Origin of the sequence: Mesorhizobium sp. M5C.F.Ca.IN.020.29.1.1, from assembly GCF_003997375.1 — a bacterium.
Taxonomy (GTDB): domain Bacteria; phylum Pseudomonadota; class Alphaproteobacteria; order Rhizobiales; family Rhizobiaceae; genus Mesorhizobium; species Mesorhizobium wenxiniae.
The window spans coordinates 1-2,157 of record NZ_RZSW01000781.1 but is presented as its reverse complement, the minus strand read 5'-3'; the positions used below and the strand labels follow the sequence as shown (position 1 = coordinate 2,157).

General features: G+C 61.5%; 3 protein-coding genes. 1 reads left to right on the top strand and 2 read right to left on the bottom strand.

The window, feature by feature from the left end:
- Nucleotides 1-17 precede the first annotated feature (17 nt).
- Nucleotides 18-626 (top strand): flavin reductase family protein, encoded by a 609-nt coding sequence (locus tag EOA85_RS33460; protein WP_127212560.1) that lies wholly within the window; start codon nt 18-20, stop codon nt 624-626.
- A gap of 47 nt (nt 627-673) precedes the next feature.
- On the opposite strand, the gene EOA85_RS33455 is transcribed toward EOA85_RS33460, so the two are convergent.
- On the bottom strand, nt 674-1,555 hold the full coding sequence (locus tag EOA85_RS33455) for a CoA ester lyase (RefSeq protein WP_127212559.1): 882 nt from the start codon (nt 1,553-1,555) through the stop codon (nt 674-676).
- Nucleotides 1,556-1,558: 3 nt separating this feature from the next.
- The gene (locus EOA85_RS33450) at nt 1,559-2,011 is read right to left on the bottom strand and encodes a MaoC family dehydratase (protein WP_065009464.1); all 453 of its coding nucleotides are present in this window, start codon (nt 2,009-2,011) and stop codon (nt 1,559-1,561) included.
- Nucleotides 2,012-2,157 lie beyond the last annotated feature (146 nt).

Below are 2,157 nucleotides of genomic sequence, written 5' to 3'. Positions count from 1 at the left end.
GGCCGTGGGTGGGCTGAATGTTCTACGAGCCGGCAAAGGGGCATGGGCTGCCGCATGACCCGTCCAAGGCGATCGTGGCTCCACGGCCGATCGGCTGGATCTCGACGGTGAACAAGGCGGGCGAGATCAACCTCGCCCCCTATTCCTTCTTCAATGCTTTTTCGACGCGGCCCTTCATCGTCTGGTTTTCGTCCGAAGGCGAGAAGGACAGCGCTACCTTCGCCGAAGAGACGGGCGAGTTCGTCGCCAACCTCGTCAGCCGCGATCTTGCTGAAAAAATGGTCCGCACGGCGGTCGATGCGCCGCGCGGCGTGACCGAATTCGACTATGCCGATCTCACAATGGCGCCGTCGCGTCTGGTTGCGCCGCCCCGCGTCGCGGCAGCGCCCGCGGCGCTTGAATGCCGGGTGACGGAGATCTTGCGGCCAAAGGCGCTGGACGGGACGCTGACCAGCGCCATCGTCGTTGCCGGCGAAGTCGTCGGTGTGCATATCGACGATGCATTCCTGAACGACGGCATCTTCGATATCGCCAAGGCGGGCAATGTCGGCCGTCTCGGCTACATGGATTATGCCAGCGTCAGCGAGATCTTTTCGATGCGCCGGCCTCGCTGGGAAAAGGATTAGGGCTGGAGAAAGATTAGGGCTGGAGAAAGATTAGGGCTGGCAAAAGATTAGGTGGAAATCCCTGCCGCCCTGGCTCGCGCCACAAGCCGCTCTGCCAGCCGCAGATGCGGCCGGTCGTACATTTTGCCATCGATGCCGACGACGCCGGGATTTCCAGCCGCCTCGAATGCCTGAACGATCGCCAGGGAGTGTTTCACCGCCTCGGTCGACGGCGTAAAGGCAGCGTTGATGACCGGCACTTGCGCCGGATGGACTGCCATCTTGCCGGTGAACCCGTCGCGCTCTGCCTCGGCGCATTCCGCCTCGAAGCCCGCCATGTGGCGAAAGTGCGGAAAAACCGTGTCGATCGCCGCGACTTCCGCGGCAGCCGCGGCAAGGATGGTCATGGTGCGTGCGAAGCGGAACACATCGGTGTAGCGGCCATTCTCGTCGCGGGCCGTGCGCGCACCGATTGCTGCCGACAGGTCTTCCGCACCCCAGGTCAAGCCGACAAGCCGCGCGCTTGCGTTGGCGTAGGTCGCAGCCGCCAGCACGCCGGCAGCTGTTTCGGTGATGATCGGCAGGATTTTTATCTCACCATCCGGCAGCCCGCTTTCGGCCTCGTGCACCCTGAGCTTTGCCGAGAGATGCTGGACATCCTGTCCGCTATTCGACTTCGGCAGCATGATCCCGCGGGGTTTCACCGGCACGAGCGCCGCCAGATCGTCATCGGTCAGGCCGGTCGAGAGATCGTTGATGCGGACATAGATCGCGGATCTGGTTTGATGCCTGTGTTCGGGGATGAAGCGTGCGGCGATATCGCGTGCCAAGGCCTTGTTTTGTGGCGCGACCGAATCCTCGAGATCGACGATGACCACGTCGGCGCCGGCGCCAAACGCCTTTTCCAGCTTCTTTTCGGAATCGCCTGGAACGAACAGCAGCGAGCGCATCGGTCAGGCCGCCTTCTTCATCATCATTGCCTGCCTCGTGCATTTGGCGACGAGCACGTCGTTCTGGTTGTAGGCGCGGTGCTCGAACTCGACGATGCCGCGATCCGGTTTCGACCTGGAGTCGCGCACCGACATCACCGTCGTCTCGACGCGGATCGTGTCGCCGTGGAAGACCGGATGCGGAAACACCGTCTCCTTCATGCCGAGATTGGCGATGGTGGTGCCGACGGTGATGTCGTTCACCGAAATGCCGATCATCAGGCCCAGCGTGAACAGCGAATTGACCAGCGGCTTGCCCCATTCACTTTTGGCGGCGAAGTCGAAATCAATGTGCAGCGGTTGCGGGTTCAGCGTCATTACCGAAAACAGCATGTTGTCGCTTTCGGTGACGGTTTTCCGCAGCGTGTGCCGGAAGACATGGCCGACGACGAACTCTTCCAGATAAAGCCCGGCCATGCTCGATCTCCTCCGCTGCCGCATCGGCCTGAAAATCGGAATCGATGTTCGGAAAGCACGATGCGAAGATTCAAAGTGTTAGAGCGTACTTCTGTACGCCCCTCTAAGGGGTTGATAGGCGCTGCATACCGCGCTCGCAAGCCAGT